Source organism: Chromatiales bacterium, from assembly GCA_020445605.1.
Taxonomy (GTDB): Bacteria; Pseudomonadota; Gammaproteobacteria; order JAGRGH01; family JAGRGH01; genus JAGRGH01.
On record JAGRGH010000056.1, the window covers coordinates 1 to 18,234 of the forward strand.

The following is an 18,234-nucleotide window of genomic DNA, read 5'->3' on the forward strand; positions in this document are numbered from 1 at the left end:
ACTCGCCGCGATGCTCCTGTACCATCCGAACCGAACGCTCACGGACCTCAGGTGAATACTGGTTTGACTTCTTCATGGCTCCATTCTCTCAAGAGTTGAAGCCTCCTCAAAACCCGGGGCGGTTCAAAGAGTTCGAACACCTCAGCGTCCGTGCAACCGGCCAGCAACAGGACGTCTTAATCCCTTCTTCATCAGGGAAGTGTTCGAACCGGTCAACCGTATCGGGCCGAGGGCCTGATTGGGGTCTTAATCCCTTCTTCATCAGGGAAGTGTTCGAACATCTCGCATTCGTCTCGATCGAACGCCTGTGCGCGTCTTAATCCCTTCTTCATCAGGGAAGTGTTCGAACCCATCTGAGCTGGAAGTCATCGACTGACCTGACGTCTTAATCCCTTCTTCATCAGGGAAGTGTTCGAACAGGCGATCGAGGATGAGGTGTCGAGCCTCGGGTCTTAATCCCTTCTTCATCAGGGAAGTGTTCGAACGTTGAGTGGAGCTCAACTCGTCCTATCCTATCAAGTCTTAATCCCTTCTTCATCAGGGAAGTGTTCGAACCTCCTTGCACTTGCGGGTAGCAAGAACGCCCGTGGTCTTAATCCCTTCTTCATCAGGGAAGTGTTCGAACTTTGGCGTTTAATTACACCGACCAGGAACCCCAGTCTTAATCCCTTCTTCATCAGGGAAGTGTTCGAACTAGAAAATATCTACCAGGTGAACTGATGTTCAGGTCTTAATCCCTTCTTCATCAGGGAAGTGTTCGAACACGCCGCGATCAGCAAGGTGGTGCTCGGCCACAGGTCTTAATCCCTTCTTCATCAGGGAAGTGTTCGAACATCCGGGCAACGGATACCGCGGAGGCGATTTGTCTTAATCCCTTCTTCATCAGGGAAGTGTTCGAACGCCACTGCAAATCTGTAACAACAGGAAGGCAAGAGGTCTTAATCCCTTCTTCATCAGGGAAGTGTTCGAACTGGAGCGCGCGGGTATCATCACCCTTCGCGATCTGTCTTAATCCCTTCTTCATCAGGGAAGTGTTCGAACTCGTGTCATTACGGGCAGCGCCGCCTATGCATGGGTCTTAATCCCTTCTTCATCAGGGAAGTGTTCGAACAACTGACACAGAACCAAGCGCGCGCACTGCTGCGTCTTAATCCCTTCTTCATCAGGGAAGTGTTCGAACGCCACAGCAAAACAATGGCTTCACTTAAAGGAGTCTTAATCCCTTCTTCATCAGGGAAGTGTTCGAACCCAAGCGCGCGCGCTGCTGATCCACGCGGCTGACAGTCTTAATCCCTTCTTCATCAGGGAAGTGTTCGAACCACCCGGATATCGAGGCGTTCATCCTTGGCCGTCTTAATCCCTTCTTCATCAGGGAAGTGTTCGAACGACGGCATGTGGGTCTATCGCAAGGTGAAGGCGTCTTAATCCCTTCTTCATCAGGGAAGTGTTCGAACGATTGTGTACTGCGAGGAGATCCACTAGGGTAGGGTCTTAATCCCTTCTTCATCAGGGAAGTGTTCGAACATGCCAAGATCCTGATAAGGAGAGGTCACACCAAGTCTTAATCCCTTCTTCATCAGGGAAGTGTTCGAACTCGGCCGGGTCGGGGGGTGGTCTGAAAGTTGGTCTTAATCCCTTCTTCATCAGGGAAGTGTTCGAACCCACCCCGTCCGGAATTCCTGAACCGGATCAGCCGGTTAGGAGGCCTCTCCGGCGCACCATTCGGGTGCGGGCGAGTTAGCTGCATGCGGGGCAGGTGGAACATGCCGAAATATAGCACAGCATTGCGGTTTTGCCGCCGGTCACGGCGCGCGCGGCATGGATCTGCCAAGGAACACGACATGCGGGCCGCTGCGGGTGACGCGGGTCTTGTCCGGATGCAGTTCGAGGCCGAGCTTTTTCAGGGCCGTCGCGGTCCAGGCCAGGGCCTTTTCGGCGGTGGTGCGGTCCGGCGTAAACAGCAGAAAGTCATCTGCGTAGCGCACGAACGGCAGGTTTCGCGCCTGCCATGCGGTGTCGAGCGAATGCAGGTAGAGGTTGCACAGGAATGGTGAAATGACCCCGCCCTGCGCGATGCCACGACGCGGACCGAACACGCTTGCGTGTGCGCTGCCGGCCTCGAGCCAACGACCGATCAGCGCGCGCAGTTCGGCATCGGGTACGTGACGGCGCAGCTCGCGCAGCAGCCGGTTGTGCGGAATGCGATCAAAAAAGCTGCGGATATCCGCATCCACCAGCCAGCCAAGCCCGCTGCGCACACGTTCGGCGGCGCGCGCGTGTGCGCTGTCCACGCCACGGCCGCGACGGTAACCGTGGCTGTCGGGATGGAACAGCGATTCGCCGATCGGATCGAGCACGATCTGCGCGGCCTTCTGCAAGAGTTTGTCGCGCAGCACGAGCGCGCTCAGCACACGCTGGCCGCCGTCACCTTTTTTGACCGTAAAGCGGCGCAGCGATTCGGGGCGGTAATGTCCGGCGCGTACTTCGTCGAGCAGCCGCAGCACGTGCATGAGTACGTCGCGCTCGATATCCGCACGCGGTACGCCGGTGGTCCACAGTGCGCGGTCGCCGCGCAGCGTGCGCCATGCGCGGTTGACGGTGACGGGACTGAGCATGCGCTCGAACAGTTCACCCACCGTCCGGCGCTCCAGGGATGGGGCGGGGCACGTCATCCCGGCCCGATTCGAGTTGCCCAAGCCTGGCGACCAGCGCGGCGACGACGCGGTTGCACCAGGCGGGCAGCGAGTGGTCTTCGGTTGAATCGCCCGCCACACCGGCGAGTCGGGGCGGCCACGTCCAGTGCGCGCGCGCATCGGCCCATGCCGCATAGAACACCCCACGCATCTGTTTACGTAACCGACAACCCTCGGACGTGGACGTCGAAAAATCCGCCGGCTGCAATTTTCCTTCCAGCAGTCCGAGGGCGAATGCATCGACGCCGGGCCGCAGGGGTTCGATGAGATCGAGTACCAATGAGTCGCGACCCGGCACCACGCCATGCAGAAAGCCCAGCGCCGGGTCGAGCCCGCGGCGCTGCACGGCGGCGAGCATCTCTGCACCCAGCAGCGTGTAACCGAGCGAAAGCAGCGAGTTGAGCGGATCGCGCGGCGGGCGCCGGTTGCGGCCGGAAAATTTCCACTCCGGAGGTAGTCGATCGGCGAGGTACGCCCACCAGCGCGCGGCGGCGGCACCCTCGATGCCCATCAATGTGTTCGTGTCGCCGGCCTGGGTGAGCGATGCGCGGGCGGTCTCGAGTTGCCGCACGAAATCTGGCGCCAGGCGCGTGCCGTCAAGACTCAGATCGCCAAGCGAAGCCAGCTTGCCGTCGACCAGCCAGCGCGCGATATCCGTGCGCCGGCCCTCGTCGTCGGCCGCGCGGTGCTGAATGGTGCGCTGAACCACGGAGTGCCCGATCGCCGCGCCGACCCAGGCCGTTGCCGATCCGCGGGCGGACTGCACCACGGCGGGAATTCCGCGTTCGGCGAGTGCGCGCCACACGTCGGCACGCACCCAGGGTGAGCCGTGCACGACAAACAGATCGAGCAGGCCAAGCGGAACTCGACGCAAGGCTTCGCCATCGCGCTCGATGCGCAGGGCGCGGCCCTCGATGGAGACGCGGGCGTCGCGCCGATCCACGACCAGGGTCAGGGCGGTCGTCATCACGGATCAACCAAACAACACGCGCTGCGCAAACCGGCGCAACCGGCTGACGACTTTCGGTGCCGTCGGCGTGGTCAGCGGGGCTGCACCCGCGAACCAGATCTCGGCAGGGTCGGCGATCGGCCACGCGCGCAGATCGTCTCGCCGCGGGTCGATTATTTCGCCCAGTTCGTCCAGCACTTCGGCCAGCCGGGGGCCGGTCGACTGGTACAGGAACACCGAGTGCTGCAGGGCCAGCGCGTGGCGCGTGAGCACGCGGTGCGCACGGGCGAGCCGCCGCGGGTCGGCTATGTCGTAGGCGATCAGAAACCAGCCGGGCCGATCCATCTCAACGCAGCCAGTTCAGACGCCCGTCGTCGCCTGCCTGCGCACGGCCGCGCAGCGCCAGTGGGCGGCGCGTGTCGACCCAGACCAGCAGCAGGCGGTCGGTGCGTGTGTCGAGCCGCTCGGCGATCTGCACGAACAGGTCTTCGGCCGCGTTCGGCGTCAGCCGGCAGTGGTGCACGGATTTCTGACCGTCGAGCCGCCATTCCGAGACGATGCGCCGCACCGCGCGCCGGGCGCGGGCGGCGGCAATGTCGGTGGCGACGACGACCGGCCGCGCATCGCTCACCGCGTGACGCTCTCGTTGATGATGTTGGCGAAGTTCGTCGTGAGCTTGTCGATGGTGTCGTGGAACAGCTCGTAGGCATGGAAGATGCGTTCCTCTTCACGCGCGCGCAGCCGTTCATGCTCGATGCGTTTGAGGGCCTCCAGCGCGTTGCCCACTTCGTCGTTGAAACGCACCGCGATGGCGTTCATCGCCTGTTGCACGTTGAACAACTCTTCGGCGAAGAACCGGCTGCGCTGCTGACGCAGACGCGCCTTGCCGGTGACGAGCACCTGGTTGCACATCTCCTCCATGGACTGTAAGCGCGTGTCGAGCACCATCTGCAGGGACTGGCGGCGGTACTCGAAGCCCTGCTGCAGTTCCTGTACGAGACTGTTGCGCACGATGCCGTGTTCCTTGCGATTGAGCAGGGCCACCAACGGCCCATGCTGCTGGTAGCGCTGCAAGGCGCCGCCAACGATGGACTGGTTCTGCTTCTGGCGGTTCTCGGCCTCGCCGGACATCTGGTCGATGGCGGGGTGTACGGTCTGATCGTTCATGTTCGTGCTCCTTGTTAGTGGACGGGTGTCCAGCTTGAGGCAACGGCGCGTGAAAGGGTTTTATGGCAAGCCTGCAAGCGATCAGGCCGCCAGATCGTCAAGCCCGCGCCGCGCGCGCTGTACGCGGTCGATGTCATGCAGATGGGTATCGATATCCGCTTCGCGCTCGGCCTCGAAGCGCACGTGACGTTCGGCGGCGGCGATCTCGGCCCGGTAACGCGACAGCATCAGCGGCAACAGCAGCACCGTGACCAACTCGAATGCGAGCAGGATGCCGGCTTCAATCAGCAGGCTCAGCAACAGCGCGAACAGCAGCACGAAGCCATAGGTGCTGAGCCTCGGTCCGCCACTTTCCGCCACCAGGGTGAGAAAGCTCGTCACCATGCGGTCGTTCACGCGTGGATCGTTCGCGTAGTCGTTGGCCAGCACCGCGGCCAGCGCCTGTTCGTGTGCCCGCGAGCGTGCGTGCAGGAACTCCTCGGCTTCCCGCTGCTGGCGAGCATCAAGCTGCGCGCGCAGGCCGGCGTGGCGCTCTGCCAGCGCTTCCAGTGCCGTGGTCTCGTCGGCACGCGCACGTTCCAGCCGCGATTCGAACGTGCGATAGCGGCTGCCGACGAAGCTGCCGTTCTGGACGTTGTCCATCTCGGCGGTCAGTGCCGCCTCGAACTCGGCGACACGACCGGCGTGCGTCTGCGCCGTGCGCTGGCGTTCCTCGGCCTGGGTGCGCGTGAGTGCGTCGCGTGCTTCGGACTGCCGGCGGGCAAACGTGCCGCGAGCATCGCGGTCCGCCTGTTCAGCGGCTTCCAGATCGGCCTTGCGCTGCGCTTCGAGTCCGGGGCGGTCCAGCTGTGTGCCGAGGTAGAGCACTGAACACAGGATGGACAACACCAGCAGGCCGGCGCGAAATCCGCCCGAGATCAGCCGCGAACGCCGGTCGTATTGGGGCGCCGCGGATGCCACCAGAAAGCGGTGCCAGATGATCGCTGCCGCCTTGCCGATCTCCAGCGTGGCGGCGATGCTCATGCCCATCACGGCCACACCCGAGATGCGCGCAAGGACGTGGCTCTCGAAGAACAGCGAGACGCCGAACAGGGCAACGCCGACAAAAATGAGCGCGGCGCGGGTGGTAATGTAAAAGATGCGGTCCATCGGGACGGCCTCTGCATGCAGTGGACTGGCATGCAGCCTGAGGGCTCACCCGCGGGCTGTCAGTTCTCGCAGGCTTGCAGGGCTTTCCCTATCCAGTCAGATCGCGCACATGGGCGCTGCTTGCAGCGCATGAACGCCCATGACGGTGCGTGGTACGCACCCTACCTCCCTTCTTCATCATGGACGTGGCCGTACGCCGTATTTGCCGGGATCAGGACACGCGCTCCAGCCAGCCGAGTTCGTGATCCACGTTGGCAATCTCTTCGGCCGACAAGCTGGCCCCTTCCGCGAGGCGTTCTTTCAACCGCAGAACCAGCGCCGCATCGCCGGGCCGCAGTTCCACACGCACGCGATTGGTGGTTACCGGTACACCGAGCAATTCAGTAAGCAGAGTCGCGGTCGTTTCGTGGCCGATGGCCGAAATGAAACCCGGTGCAATCTTCGACCGCGCCTGCTGGCGTGTCAGCGGACCGGTGAATCGAAATTCGCCGTAACCCGTCAGTACCGGGCTGTTGAGCAGGTAGATCACGGAATCATCCCGCCCGGGATTCGGTGACGGCATTGAAGCCAAGGATGCGGCCAATGCGATGCTGGCCGGTGCCAACGTACTGAAACATCAGATCGGGGCGGTCTAGCGTGACCAATGCACAAGCGATGCTGGCGATCTTCTGGCCCCCGGTGCAGTCGATGATGATGTCGTCATCCGTGTATCCCCCCCTGTTGAGGTCCTTGAGTGTGCGTTTGAGCAGACGCCGGAGGTCATCGAGTTTTTCGAAATCAGCCTGCCAGTGCGTATCGTAGTCGCCTCCGACCACCTTGGGTTTGCCCTTGATCTGAACCTTGCCTGGAAAGTAGTGAGAGAAAAACTTTTCCGCAAGGCTCAACTGTGCGGTGGTCCCAGAGCCGCCCTCGGAGCCGATCAGCACGAGCTGCTCAAGTGCATCGTCATGGTGATGCGCGGCGCGCAGGGTCTGCTGCCAGTTCCATAGCGGCAGCTTGTTTCCGTTCACAAATCGAAATTTCGGGTCGATCACTTGTTCAAGGGTGAGCCCGGATAGCGATGCCGTGTGATCCGGACGGTGCGGATTAACGACGCGCCAGGCAGAGGCGTCCTCGCCCTCAGATGGTGGGTGGAGGTTCTCACAGGGCGACAGCAGCGCCACAAGGACCCGATGTGGCGCCACGTTGTCGCTTTCCTGGATGTCTTCAATGCCAAGCAGCTTGCGCCCCGTGGCCAGAATCACCACGGCGAGCAAAAGCACGCCGACAAGCCCAACTCCGAACAGCCACGGGTCCGCTGATGACAGTTCGGCATCGGCGAACCAGTCCTTGAGGATGTCGCCGACCCAGCCAGCGAATACCGGGACCACGGCCAACGGAACGAGGAGAAGGGTAAACAGGCGGAGATTCTTGCGGCCTTTCATGCTTACGCTCCAGCGCGCAGTTTAGCTTTGTTCCGCGAGCCAGTTATCCACTTTCAGTGTGCGCTGGTGAGCCGCATCACGATCGGGGTTCTTCGCTCCGGATATCGGTTTCCACTCCTTGCTCGACTCCATCCGTGCCTTGATTCGGCGGATCACCTCGGTACGCTCATCTCCCGCCCAGAGCCCTGCTTCAACCGCCTTTATCAAGGTGACTGTCGCTGCCTGCTGTTTATTGGGTTCCGCTGCAATCGCCGCCTCCATGGATTGCTCGATCGGATCCTGACTATCCAGTTTGCCGAGTTTTTCTCTCTGCTGAGCGAGGCCATCCAGCGTGGACCGAAGCTCCTTGGAGTAGGTGCCGAATCCCTTTTCAAGGGTGGCTCGATCCGGCGTTGCTCCCCTAACCATACGACCGTATCCCACTGCTGTCTTGGCACCAGCGCCCAACCAATCCAGGGCGTTAGCAAGCGCCTCCCACAGCTCGTTGAGTTCTTCTCTAGCTTGTAGGGCAATGTCTTTCGGGAGTTTGGGCCGCACACCAACCGCAAACAGCAGTGTCAGGTCCCTGACCGCTAAGAACGGCACCGGAACGGGGTCGTGCCAATCGGCGGGGGTGTTGTCGGGTCCGCCGGGATTAACGGCGCCGGACTCGTACCATTTTCCCATGTGCGGGGTCATGACATCGGCGATTAGCTTCGGTCGGTCAGTAGGGATAGCGTCGAAGAAAACGTACCAACCCGCCTCCATGATTTTGGCGTTCTTCGACTCGGACCCGAACCACGTTCTCAGCCTAGTTTTGATCAGTGTTTCCGGTAAATCGGTCCACTGCTCGAAGTAGGCGCGCACCAGCCCTTTCACCGCCGCGCCCGGCAGGTACGGAACGGACAGGACGGGGTGCCACGCAAAGCCGTTTTCTACCGGGTGCGGTAGGCCAAGGCCAGTCGCGAAGTGCCAATCGTTTTTGAACTGGCCATAGCCACCCTGGCACGTCTTGGCGAGGGCGATGACTTGGTGGGCGTGGCGTAGCAAGTCTCTGCGGTTGCCGACCGTGCCCTGCACAGTTTGTATCCATTCTTGTTTGGCCTGATCACTCTCCAGTCCGGTGGCATCGTCAGAGTAGCGGTTGAAAAAGCGTTCAAACCACAGGCCGCGATGGGCGCCGATGGGCGGCCTGTTGTTTGGAAACACGTGTTGGTCCTGTTGATACAAGGGCAGCATGTCAGTCTTCCTCGGGCGGCGCGGTGTGCGCCGCCGGCTGGTCGGCAATAAAGGCCTTGGCAAAACGCTTCACCCACTCCATTAGCGCCAGGGCCTCGGCCTGAGCTACGCGATAATCCCCCTGTTCCGAATGAGTGATGCCCGCGATGAGGTCACCGTGCGCGTGGAAAATGCCGCCCTCCGGGGTGTGCGCTCCAGGAGCTCGGCACAGCCAGCCGCTGAGAACGTTGTACAAATCCCGATGGGCATGCTTTTCCCCTTTCATGCGGTAGAAGGCGGCGGCTTGCCCCAGGCCGTTCATCTGGATCATGGCTGGAAGTTCCGCGGCGCGTGCCTTGAATGCTGCGAGCTTTTCGGCCTGAAGGTTGGTGCTTGCGTGCTCGACGCGCTCCAAGGCAAAGCGTGCGCGGTGTTGCTGGATGGTTTGCATGGCGTTATGCCTCCTCGGATGCGATCCACTGGGCGGCGCACCAGCCCATGCCGACAGTCTCGTTGCCACCGACCTGTATATGGGGTCCTTGTTTCATGACGGCGTCCAGGATGTCTTTGGCGGCCGTCGTGTCGTCCTTCTTGCGCGCCTTACTGGCGACGATGCCGGCATACAGAACAGTCTCCGGGGGCAGGGTTTCCTCATACCAGAGTTGTCCTTTGGCGACCGTCTTGGTGTCGCTGTGCAGGCGCACATGGGCATTGATCGGGGTCGCTGATTGGCAGAGATGGGCGAACTGGTCGTTACTGACGAGCGTCAGTTGATCTTGTAGAGCATCCCCAACATCTGCCGCGATGAGGTGCTTGAGGCAATCGATCAAGCCCGTCAGGTCCTCCGCCCGCTCGGTGTAGCGGTACTCCTCAAGGTAGAGGGCGTTGTTGCCCTGCGCGACCACGGCCTCGTCATCACCGGGTTCAGGCGGGAACGTAAACGTGGCCCAGCTGAATTTTCCCAGCCTCGCCAGATCCTGTTGCAGTCGTTTCAGGATCGCTGGGCAGGTCACCCATTTGAAATGGCTGGTCAGCGAGCGCACTGGAAGAAGAAGCAATCGGGCATCGGTGACGGCGATGGCGCCAGCGTGGTCAGAGGCCTTGTTGGTGTCTGGACCGTAGATACGGATGATGGCGTCTGTCGGCAGGCCGCGGCCCTCCGCGTCGGTGCGCAAGGCGCCTTTTAGCCCCGACCCGAACACGCAGGGCCATCCGGTATGGGCTTCGCGCTGAATCGGTAGGTCCACGGCACCCGTGTTTTGACCGGTGCCGGCGTGGATCGAAGTTTGGGCGTACAGGCCAAGGATGGCGCTGGCTTGATTGGTCAGGCTCATTTCGGGTTCTCCACGACGTTTTCGTTGGCGGGCCAGCGACCGACGGCGATCTGGCCGCGCCCCAGTTTGGTGTCATTGCCGATGGCGATGTCATTCAGTGCCTTGGCTACGGCAGCGGGATCGCCATTGACGCTGCAATACCAAGCACTGCCCGCAGGGATGAGGCTCCGCATCGGGCGCGGGCAGTTTTGCGCGAGGTCCCAACCACCCTCGCGATGGGCCTTGCCGATGACGGCGCCTTGCTGGGTCAATCCCATCGCCAACACGTTGGTGGGGAGGGTGCCGAAGGGCTGGGTAGGTGTGGTAGCGCCAAAGTCGGCGGGGGTGAGCAGGTAGATCAACACACCATCGCCGGGTTGGAATTCCGGTAGATCGGGTGGCGGTGGGTGGATCGGATCGATCTTGATCGTCGCGAGTCGCCCTTCTCCGCCAAGTTTGATCATGGGGACAGGGGTGACGTCGTCGGGGATACCTGTTACATCCATTTCCAGCGCCGTATCGGCATCCAGACGAAGGTGACGGGTCTGGTAGAGGCGGGATTTAAGTGCGGTGCGCTGCACATAATCGCGCGCAATGCCGAGACGGGGTTCCTCACGGAACAGGGCGTCCAGTTCCAGAAGGTGTGACTGCTCGGGCGTGCCGCCATCGAGTATCCGGCGCAGCCCATCAGCGTTGACCCAAGCTGGCGACAGCGGTGTGAAGCCAGGGTCGCAGCCTTTCGGTAGCGTGGGCATGCGTATATCTTCACCAAGATCGCACGGGCTGCCCGGTCCGAGGGCCAGACGCCGCATCTCATAGCTCGGCCCCATTCGTGCACCGGCATTGGGTTGAGGTTTCACCAGGATGGTCAAGGGCAACGGGTAGTAGCGCATTCCCGCGTGATGAACCCATGGGCCGCCGAAGTTGAGGCTGCCAAGGTCTTCGTCACCAAAGCCGATGATGGCGCGGACTGCTCCATCTGCTTCGAGCCGATGCCAATCCACACCCATCCCTTCGCCGACGGCGGTTCGCATTGCGCCAATCAGCGTGCGCGCTGGCGGAGGGAAGATGCTTGCCAGTTCGGTGCCGCCGATCCTCTCGTGGGGGCGAGATTCCCGAAAGAACCAGGTGTCCAGGCCCCCGAATCGCCAGGTTTGCGTTGTCATCTGGTTTCCACTCCTTTCTGCGCCAGAAAGCGCACCAACAGTGCGCCGTCTACGGTGTGACGGCGGCTGTCTATCGGGTGCGCGTTGCCATGGTCATCGACCACGCGCACATGGGGGCGACACTGTTCGAGCAACGGGGCAATGCGATCCTCCGCCACGTTCTTGGCGAGGCCCTTTTCAGCCAGGCCGGAATTCAGGTATTCCATCGCCATCAGCGACTTCGCCTGTGCGGCGGAGAGAACCGGCGTGGCCTCTGGATCGGCAGGACCTGGATTGAAGAGTTCTAGCCGCTCGCGGATTCGATAGAAGAATCCGTTTGCCAGTGGCGTGCCATCGCTGTTATGCCGCTGGAATCGCTTACTCAGCTCGACGACTTCCACATGACCCGATTTCGCCGCGATCTCCCAAGGCATTGACCATTGCAGGGCCTGACCGCCAGGTTTCCACACCCGGCAGGCGATGGCGTCTCGCCCCGTAGCGTCCTTGGCGACGTTTTCCAACAGATCGTGGGCATCGGCCAGTACCCGCCCGAGCGGCATCTTCACGTGGGCGAATTCGATTGCGCCGGAGAGGGTGGCCGCAAAGTCCGTGTCGCCTCGGAGCTTCGCGGTCTTCCTCGACTCATCGAAATGCTTCGTGTAGGCGTTGCGCAGGGCTAATGCACAGGGCAGTGCATATTCCAGGGGCAGGACGGCGAGCACGTCGTCACCGCCGGCGTAGACCAAAAAACCACTTTGTGCCGAAACGACGTCAGCGGCGTCCCGCGTAAAGTGCTCCAAGGCGCGGCTGATGATGGGCTGCTTGTCCTCGTCGGACATGTGCTTGCCAAGGGAGTCCCCGTCCATGAGCAACACAGCGTAGAACGGGGACGGCGGGTCCAGATTCGCGGCCTTGGACGAGCGGGACAGAGCCTTCAATGCGTCCCGCACGGCCGGGACCTTGGCTCGGGATGGAAACAAATCATCGTTTTCCAGCGCGTGCTCGAAGAACACCGCGCCGTCCAGGGAGGCGAAGTACTTGCTGTCCTCCAGGGCCGGTAATCGATGACCGTGCTTCTTGCGGGCCTCCTTGACGCAATGGACCTCGTTGCTCCACTCGCCTCTTTGAACGTTCAGGTCGCGAGCGGCCTTGTAGAACTCCGTGATTGAGGTCGCATCCGCATGTTCGATGACTTGGGCAAGCCATGGAGCGGCGGCCAGGTAGTATGTCGATGGCTGCGCCGGTGGTAGTTCCCAACCGTGGGCAACCCAACCGCTTGGCAGTGGCACAGTGAAGTCCTTGAAACATCGCACGAAGCGGCGCTTGACGTAGGCGATTGCGCAAAGTTCCTCTTCCGGGCGCAGGTCTGAACGGATGCCGTGTTGCGCGGTCGCCCTTAGGTTCTCCCAGAAGACTTTGCTGACCTCCTTGTTCGGTCTTTTCACCCCAGACAGTTCCTGCCATCCGTCCATCATTCCGCACTTGACGCCGCCCTCCTCGGGCAGGGCGTGGCTGCGCCAGTTCTTGCGCCGGTCCAGGGCGCCGGTGTCCGCCTTGGATTTGGTGAAGATCCATTGGATGTCCCAGAAAGAGGGAACCTGGCGATTCCAGATGTCCAAAGTCTCAGTGAGTCGGTCACTCGGCCGGTGGGCAAAATCCATTTTCCAGACCTCCTCCGCCAGGGCCCTCCAGGCTGTCTGCACAGCTAGTTCTACTTCACGCGCCTGTTCGATCTTGAAGCTCTCAGGCACACGCGCCATGAAGCGATTGGGGATATTGCCCTGCTTGGGTCCTTTACTCTTGTCGACACCATGTTCGATGGCCTCAAGGAATTCGCTGTCGGGAATAGGAAACTCGATGCACTGCGGGTCGTTGGCGAGGCGCTGCACGGTCTTCATGGCCACCGCGGACAGCCAGGACAACAGGAACGATCCGGCCCAGAAATCCCGCGTGCGCCGCGCCTGGGAGACGAAGGCCTGCACGGGGCCGAGGGTGAAATGAAAGTAGCGTTCCTGGCTCATAGCACGCGCTCTCCATTGAAACGGTCCAGATAGTCGTGGATGACTTGGTAGTTGGGTGTGAACGGCAGATTGCAGTTTTGGTTATTCAACTGGTGGGTCTTGATGTTGATTGGATCGCCTGGCGGCAGAAATCTGGCGGGCAGCAGGCTCTGTATTGCGGCGGTCTGGCCATCCGGGAACTTGTGCAGATGGATCAGCAGCGGAGATGCACGCCTTGTCCGATCGCTCGTGACGGGCGCGATTTCTGCTTTCGCCCGTTTTGCCGCCGGGCCATTGTCGAAGCCTTTGACCTTCAGTTGGTCGACTTTGGATTTGAAGAAATAGTTGTGGGGAAAGCCGAATACTCCCCGTTCCGGTATTTGAAGCGGACAGTTGCCGTCAACGGCGTCTAGCACCCAGTCGTGGTCGTTGGGGAAGTTTTGTTCCGCTCGGATACCGGCGGTTTCATGCAGGCCAGTTCTGGCATTGGCGACGCCGTAACTACGGTACTTGAGCAGTTCAAGCCCCACTTGGCCGAGCACATTCCAGCCAGACTGGTTTCCAGTATTTATTACCTCGATGCGTGACTCACTGGAGAAGGCGGAATATGGAGGCTCAGGGGTATCGAGCGCGCCAATGAACGCCCTGAGTCCGTCTGAGTTGGTGGGGATCTTGGTGTCGACACCGTCGATTTTCTGGATGGCAACCGACCCCAGTCCTCTTCTGGCGCGGGAACCGAGTCCCCCCAGCAGGCCCCAACAGATCAGTGCGCGGGCTATGGTCTCCCTGTCTTCCGAAGAAAGGGCGCGCTTGAATCGCAGATTGATGGCGAAACGTCCGCCAGGGATGGCCTGGCGTAAATAGCCGTTCCTATAAAGCCCCTGCCCCAACAGATATTGTTGGCCGGGACCTGGGTTTTCTAAGGCCGCAGCCTTCGGTGGCTCGATGATGTGCGTGCGAAGCAGGAAACAAGCCTGTCCCTGGGATAGGTTGCGGTCATTAGCCGCATGGCCGAAAAGTCTTGCCTCGTGCGCATGTAGCCGTGTCAAGGCAAGGGCTTCATCCTGGTTGGTTTTTTGGTAGTAGTTATTCCACTGCAACGCTCGCCACCAGAATCGCAAAGCCCCCTTCACCGAGGGCGGTCGAATGGCGTCGGCGAGTTCTATACTGCTCGCGCCGCCAAGAAACATGGGCGTGACGATCTCAAACGTTGCTTCGATGGTCTCTGGCATGGGTGGTCTCCTTCATTTCCCCGTGGTGTTCAACATCCGCTCCATCGCCGTTTCCAACTCCCTCGGCAGGCGTTGGGGATCAGCGATGATGCGTCGGTAGTAATCGATCTGCGCTGGGTTGCCATGGGCCAATCCGTTGCGCAGGTTTTTCAGCATCCAGTAGGCGTCGCGGATCTCGTCTCGATGCAATCCGGCCTTCAGTTCGGCCTCCAGCATCTCGCTGGCGGGGCCACGGCCCCGGTCCCAATCGTGCAGGTCGAGGTTGCGGGTGCCGCACTCGCGGGTGATGACCACCTCAAAGGCGAGGATCGCAGCGCGCAGGTAGTCGCCGGTATTCAGATAGAAGCGTGCGAGCCGGGCTTGGTGTTCAAACAGGCCGCCTCCTCGCGCCCAGGAGAGGCGCTGGCGTAAAGCGTCTTGAAAGAGGCCGGAGGCCCCGCTAAGGATGGCGTCGAGGCTGGGCAGGAAGGTTTGTAGCTGGGCGCGGGCGTCGCTCAGGTTCATGGTGCGCTCGTAATAGGCGGCGCGTTCGAGGCAGCGGGCCTTGTCGGCCGCCAGGCCATCGGCTTGGAGCAGCAGCGCGAACACGGCGTAGTCGCCGTTCTGGTCAAAACGGTCTAGGGCGTCGATCCAGCGTTGTACGGCGAGCAGGCCATCGAGGCGGATGACGGGGCTGATCCCGGCTTCTGTCATTTCCAGGGCGCCGTAGTACAGACCGTCGATGTCCAGGCGCTGGATGCGTTCGAGGAAGACCGATGAAAGCAGGCCGAGCGCGGCCAGGTGGCGAAAGCCATGGGTGAGGTCAACGCTGACCTTGCCCTCGCGCACGGAAGTGGCAATAGCCGTCAAGATCGCTCCCTGCCCTGTGGCGTCGCGACCGTAATCGATGATGCGCAGGTCGCAAGGCAAGCCCAGGGCGCGTTCGATCAGGGGCCGTGCGACATCGAGCATGGCCTGGGTGACGTGCTCGGCGGGCACGGCTTCGATGAGGGCGAGTCCGCGCTCGGCGTCAGGGTCGGACTCGGCCAGGTGCCCAAGCAGCACGTCCCACATGCTGCCGGCGGTGCCGAATAGGGCGAGGCGGTCGGGGTGCAGGTGGTCCTTGAGGGCGAGGCCGAAATAGGGCGTCTCGTGCTCGTCGCCGTTATCGAAACGGTAGCGGGCCTTGCGGTAACCGGTGGCCGGGTCGAGGCGCGCCTTGCCAAGAAAACTGATTAGGGTGTGAGTTGTCATCTGGCGTGGTCGGGTCCGATTGTTTCGCCGGGGTGTGCCTTGCCTTCCGCAGGTATTTCGCCAAACTGGATGGCGTTTGCCGCAAGCGCAAGGCGGTAGCGACGCGGGCGCTTGCCCCCATCACTAATCATGTATGGCGTTGCGCCCGGCCCCAGCGCGGCGCGTAGGCGCTTGTGCAGGCGACTAAGCGTGGTAGAGAACTGATCTCCGTCTATGCCCTTCACATACGCCTTTTCGGTTTTGGCGGTGTCTCCCATCTCTCCGCGAATGCGGCGGTATTCGGCAAGATAGCGTTTGGCGAGGTCACGATTTTTCAGTTTCGCATCGATTTTCTTATCATCTATTTTCTTGGGCGGAGCCTCGATCGGCGGTTCGCCGTCAAGAACACGGCGCGCGAACAAGACCAATAGGGCCAGAGAGGCTGGGGCAAGTTTGACGATTTGTTCACCGGCACGAATGCGGCTGTTTTTGAGGTCGATGGTCAGATGCGGCGGCGCCAACGCCCGGTTTGCCGCGCGCACGACATCGCTGAAACGTGTCTGGCCGTCGAGCAGCGGGTGGTCGTGGATATGACGCAACTGAAGGAACGGAATGTCTGCGAGTTCGACCACGGCATCTCGTGCGTCGTAATGTCGACCGCCCGGTTGTGTCTGGATGACGTGGCTGTAGGGCGTCGGATAGTAGAAATCGCGATGGGTCTCGAACGGCGCGCTGACGAGCACGTGGGAAAGGCGATCCTGCGCACGTCCGAACAGGGCCAGCGCGTTGCCGAGGTAGTAGGTCATGGTCTTGCGCCCACCGGCGAGCGAGACATGCAACGCACTGTTCGCGTCGGTTGCGAACTCACGCACCAGCGCGGTGATGAAATCCGCGCAACGTTCGTTTTCTTCCGGGGTGCGGATGTCGTCGAGTTTTTCACCGTTGGCGTCTTTGATGACGTGGATGTTCGCTTCGCCGAATTCGATCGCCGGCAACTTCCAGTCGCGCCGCAGGCGATGAAACCAACCTGGGTCATCCGACAGCAGTGTCAGACGCGCGTCGCGTTCGCCGTCGCGCGTGGAAATCAGGTGTATCTCTGTGGGCACGAATGGAGGCTTCCGGCATTTGGCCAAGCCGTAAATGGTCTCGGTGACGACCTGCGGTGTTCGGCCGGTGACCATGAGCAGGATGCGGCGTTGGTATTCGTGCGGCTGGCGGTTCATTTTCTGTTCCGTTGGCGGCTCTTCTGGATGTGCAAGGCCGCGGCGTCCATACCGTCTTGCACCGTTCGCGCCTCACTGGCTTCCTTCGGCGCCGGCCTTGCGGATGCCACTTTAGGTGGGTGTCGGACGTCTGTCTGATTCCGCAAGCTTGCAGCTTGTATCGAATAACGGCCCAGCCCCATGACCGCGCCCTTGCCGACGTGCGTCCACTGTCCGAGCCAGAGGAACGGCCAGAATGGCGCCAGATCGGGGCCGTTGAAGACCACGCGACCTTGGAGGCCGCTCATGTCGACGGCGCGACGCTGACGGTTGGAATGCCGTTGCCACTCGCGCCAGTGCAGTTCAGCGTGCAGTGGATTGATCTTGCGAGCTGCATCAACCAGTCCGGCAAAATCGAGTTCCAACTCCAGCGCGGCATGGAAGTAGCCGAGCATGGAGATGCGGCGGATCAGGGTCGAAAACAGCGCATCAAAACGGAAGGATTGCGCCGTGACCAGGCGGCCATCGCGAATCAGTCGCAATGGTGTTTCGAACGCGAGCGTGACGGCATCGGTCGGGCAGGGCGGTGGTACTTGGGGCTTTAGCGGGAACGCATGCAGGGGCGTATCGGCCCGTTGCACTGCGAGCCATCCGGAGTCGGTCTGCTGATCGACAGCGATCAGTTCCAGACGCGCACGCCGGTCGGTCAGTCCGTGCCGACCGGCTCGGCTCAGGGCGGAAATGATCAGCGCAAGGTGATCGTTAGCCCTGCCAATGAGCACGAATTGGAGTTCGGTCAGTGAACCAGCGGCGTATTCCGCCGACTCGCTCGCGCGAAGCACGAACGGGCGTGGCACCTCGTTGTAGAGGCGCATGCGGTCTGTGGATGGCGACGGGCCGGTTTCGAAGATGCCCGCGTAGGCGCAGGCGGCGAGGTGCGGACAGCCCGCGCACTGCGGGGCTCCGGTCGAGCAGGCGATCGCGCGCAGCGCGTGACCGAACGCGCCACGCCAGGTCGAGCCCGAGTAGTCCGAAAATCGAACGCGGTCGAGTGCGCAAAAAACTGCGCGATAGTGCCCCAGCGGCAGCGTGAGGCCGAAATCGTCCCTTCGCGACGGCTGGAAACCGCCGCTGGCCGTTGGGTCGCGATTCTCCCGCGCTGGACTGATGTTCGGTGGCACGCCGGCCACTTTCCCCCAATTCTGGTTATGCGTCCCACACGGCAAGCCTGCATCCCGGCGTGCCGTGGTCCATCGCCCCTCTGTCTGCCCGCCCGTAGCATCGGGGTTTCACGCTGGGAGATCAAGCCGAGGCACTAGATGCGGGTGGGGGGCACCTAGCTGCGGCGGCGAGAGGGCATGTCGCTGAGAAGGCGAGGGCGGCCTGTATTGGGAGGGTTTCCGGCTCCTTCTCGAACAAGCAAATTGAACCGCCCCGGGTTTTGAGGAGGCTTCAACTCTTGAGAGAATGGAGCCATGAAGAAGTCAAACCAGTATTCACCTGAGGTCCGTGAGCGTTCGGTTCGGATGGTACAGGAGCATCGCGGCGAGT

At 61.5% G+C, this 18,234-nt stretch carries 17 protein-coding genes and 1 CRISPR repeat array; all 17 genes read right to left on the bottom strand.

Going from position 1 to position 18,234, the window contains the following annotated elements:
* The first annotated feature begins 173 nt into the window (after positions 1-173).
* Positions 174-1,661: a CRISPR direct-repeat array (repeat unit 36 nt; unit sequence GTCTTAATCCCTTCTTCATCAGGGAAGTGTTCGAAC).
* A gap of 141 nt (positions 1,662-1,802) precedes the next feature.
* Positions 1,803-2,636, bottom strand: a complete 834-nt coding sequence (locus tag KDG50_14430) for a Retron-type reverse transcriptase (GenBank protein MCB1866611.1) — start codon at positions 2,634-2,636, stop codon at positions 1,803-1,805.
* Positions 2,629-3,660: a CRISPR-associated endonuclease Cas1 gene (gene cas1 / locus KDG50_14435; protein ID MCB1866612.1), complete on the bottom strand. Its 1,032-nt coding sequence runs from the start codon at positions 3,658-3,660 to the stop codon at positions 2,629-2,631. The genes KDG50_14430 and cas1 overlap by 8 nt, the downstream gene beginning before the upstream one ends.
* A gap of 6 nt (positions 3,661-3,666) precedes the next feature.
* Positions 3,667-3,987 (bottom strand): CRISPR-associated endonuclease Cas2, encoded by a 321-nt coding sequence (locus tag KDG50_14440; protein ID MCB1866613.1) that lies wholly within the window; start codon positions 3,985-3,987, stop codon positions 3,667-3,669.
* 1 nt (position 3,988) lies between these two features.
* Positions 3,989-4,273: a CRISPR-associated endonuclease Cas2 gene (locus KDG50_14445; GenBank protein MCB1866614.1), complete on the bottom strand. Its 285-nt coding sequence runs from the start codon at positions 4,271-4,273 to the stop codon at positions 3,989-3,991.
* Positions 4,270-4,809 (bottom strand): hypothetical protein, encoded by a 540-nt coding sequence (locus KDG50_14450; protein ID MCB1866615.1) that lies wholly within the window; start codon positions 4,807-4,809, stop codon positions 4,270-4,272. The genes KDG50_14445 and KDG50_14450 overlap by 4 nt, the downstream gene beginning before the upstream one ends.
* Positions 4,810-4,890: 81 nt before the next feature.
* Positions 4,891-5,958 carry a hypothetical protein gene (locus tag KDG50_14455; protein ID MCB1866616.1) on the bottom strand — a complete coding sequence of 356 codons (1,068 nt, stop codon included), beginning with the start codon at positions 5,956-5,958 and terminating at the stop codon, positions 4,891-4,893.
* 211 nt (positions 5,959-6,169) lie between these two features.
* Positions 6,170-6,487 carry a DUF1874 domain-containing protein gene (locus tag KDG50_14460; GenBank protein ID MCB1866617.1) on the bottom strand — a complete coding sequence of 106 codons (318 nt, stop codon included), beginning with the start codon at positions 6,485-6,487 and terminating at the stop codon, positions 6,170-6,172.
* 4 nt (positions 6,488-6,491) lie between these two features.
* Positions 6,492-7,382 (bottom strand): hypothetical protein, encoded by an 891-nt coding sequence (locus tag KDG50_14465; GenBank protein MCB1866618.1) that lies wholly within the window; start codon positions 7,380-7,382, stop codon positions 6,492-6,494.
* Between the two features lie 21 nt (positions 7,383-7,403).
* On the bottom strand, positions 7,404-8,600 hold the full coding sequence (gene cmr6 / locus KDG50_14470; GenBank protein ID MCB1866619.1) for a type III-B CRISPR module RAMP protein Cmr6: 1,197 nt from the start codon (positions 8,598-8,600) through the stop codon (positions 7,404-7,406).
* 1 nt (position 8,601) lies between these two features.
* Positions 8,602-9,030 (bottom strand): type III-B CRISPR module-associated protein Cmr5, encoded by a 429-nt coding sequence (gene cmr5 / locus KDG50_14475; protein MCB1866620.1) that lies wholly within the window; start codon positions 9,028-9,030, stop codon positions 8,602-8,604.
* Between the two features lie 4 nt (positions 9,031-9,034).
* The gene (cmr4, locus tag KDG50_14480; protein MCB1866621.1) at positions 9,035-9,913 is read right to left on the bottom strand and encodes a type III-B CRISPR module RAMP protein Cmr4; all 879 of its coding nucleotides are present in this window, start codon (positions 9,911-9,913) and stop codon (positions 9,035-9,037) included.
* Positions 9,910-11,058 carry a hypothetical protein gene (locus tag KDG50_14485; GenBank protein ID MCB1866622.1) on the bottom strand — a complete coding sequence of 383 codons (1,149 nt, stop codon included), beginning with the start codon at positions 11,056-11,058 and terminating at the stop codon, positions 9,910-9,912. Before KDG50_14485 ends, cmr4 begins: the two co-directional genes overlap by 4 nt.
* The gene (gene cas10 / locus KDG50_14490; protein MCB1866623.1) at positions 11,055-13,058 is read right to left on the bottom strand and encodes a type III-B CRISPR-associated protein Cas10/Cmr2; all 2,004 of its coding nucleotides are present in this window, start codon (positions 13,056-13,058) and stop codon (positions 11,055-11,057) included. Before cas10 ends, KDG50_14485 begins: the two co-directional genes overlap by 4 nt.
* Positions 13,055-14,269 (bottom strand): type III-B CRISPR module RAMP protein Cmr1, encoded by a 1,215-nt coding sequence (gene cmr1, locus KDG50_14495; protein MCB1866624.1) that lies wholly within the window; start codon positions 14,267-14,269, stop codon positions 13,055-13,057. The genes cas10 and cmr1 overlap by 4 nt, the downstream gene beginning before the upstream one ends.
* A 12-nt stretch (positions 14,270-14,281) precedes the next feature.
* Entirely contained in the window at positions 14,282-15,502 is a 1,221-nt protein-coding gene (locus tag KDG50_14500) for a TIGR02221 family CRISPR-associated protein (protein ID MCB1866625.1), read from the bottom strand.
* Positions 15,499-16,704, bottom strand: coding sequence for a TIGR02584 family CRISPR-associated protein (locus tag KDG50_14505; protein ID MCB1866626.1), 1,206 nt, complete (start codon positions 16,702-16,704; stop codon positions 15,499-15,501). Before KDG50_14505 ends, KDG50_14500 begins: the two co-directional genes overlap by 4 nt.
* Positions 16,701-17,864, bottom strand: a complete 1,164-nt coding sequence (gene cas6 / locus KDG50_14510) for a CRISPR system precrRNA processing endoribonuclease RAMP protein Cas6 (GenBank protein ID MCB1866627.1) — start codon at positions 17,862-17,864, stop codon at positions 16,701-16,703. Before cas6 ends, KDG50_14505 begins: the two co-directional genes overlap by 4 nt.
* Positions 17,865-18,234: the final 370 nt, after the last annotated feature.